This is a genomic window from Bartonella sp. AA9NXGY (assembly GCF_042196845.1).
Taxonomy (GTDB): Bacteria; Pseudomonadota; Alphaproteobacteria; order Rhizobiales; family Rhizobiaceae; genus Bartonella.
Genome location: NZ_JBHIRB010000085.1, coordinates 1 through 1,028, shown reverse-complemented (window position 1 = coordinate 1,028; position 1,028 = coordinate 1). Strand labels below are relative to the sequence as shown.

1 pseudogene is annotated in these 1,028 nt (G+C 45.2%); it reads left to right on the top strand.

The annotated features are described in order from the left end of the window. Positions 1-1,028 (top strand): annotated as a pseudogene (locus ACFIM6_RS09920) (filamentous hemagglutinin); the annotation flags it as partial.

Sequence of the window (1,028 nt, the reverse complement as noted above, 5' to 3'; positions counted from 1 at the left end):
ACAGAAAAGACTGTCACACAAGCATTTTCGCATAAACCAACTGTTTCGGGGGTAATACAATCTAGTGGCAATCTCATCATTAACGCTGATACCATTGACAACCATTATAGCACTATAGAAGCGGGGGGAAATGCCGATATCCAAGCCAAGACGCTGACCAATTTAGGTGCAACGGCTTATAAAAAAACCTATATGGGTTGTAATGCCAATACCCAGGATGGTTATTGTTATGGCTATAAAGCTGATGGAAGCCGCGATGTTTCTTTAGATATAGCCAATGGCAAGGATCGCCAGATTGGTTCAGAAGCTTTGGAGAGCGTTCCTGGTCTTGTCCAAGCGGGTGGCACGTTGAATTTGGTGGTCGATCAACTCAATAACACGGCAGCGGAAGGTTCGATTACAGGGGATGCGCATTTTAAAGCACAAGCAGTTGAAGGCAATCCACTGGAGTCCTTAAGTGGTTTAACTGGGGTTGATGCTCTCTTTACACCAAAAGTGGATCTCAATAATGCAGGAGAACTGTCTGAGGGGCTCCCTTTACCAAAGCCCCAATCGGGGGGTGTTGGGGGCACGCTACCCAATCAAAATTTCATTTATGAAACGCGGGCAGAATTTCTTGATGTCGGCAAGTTTTATGGCTCAGCCTATTATTTGAACAGAATTGGTTACAATCCTGACAGAGAGATTTTTTTCTTAGGCGATGCTTATTTCGAAAAGGAATTGATTGAAAAACAAATGCGTGATCTTGTGGGTCAAGGTTTGGGTAAAGGCTCCTTTATTCCTGGAAGTGATGCCATTGAACAAGTCAAAACTTTGCTGGATGTCGGGGCAGACTATGCAAAAGCCCACAATCTCCCCTTTGGTGAGGCTTTGAGTGAAGAACAATTGGCTTCTCTAGAAGCCCCGATGGTGATTTATGTGCGCCAACAGGTCAAGGGCATGGATGTTTACGCACCGGTGCTTTACATCCCTGAAAAAGACAGAGCCTCCTTTGTTTCTGCTGGGGCTTTGATCATGGGCGATGATGT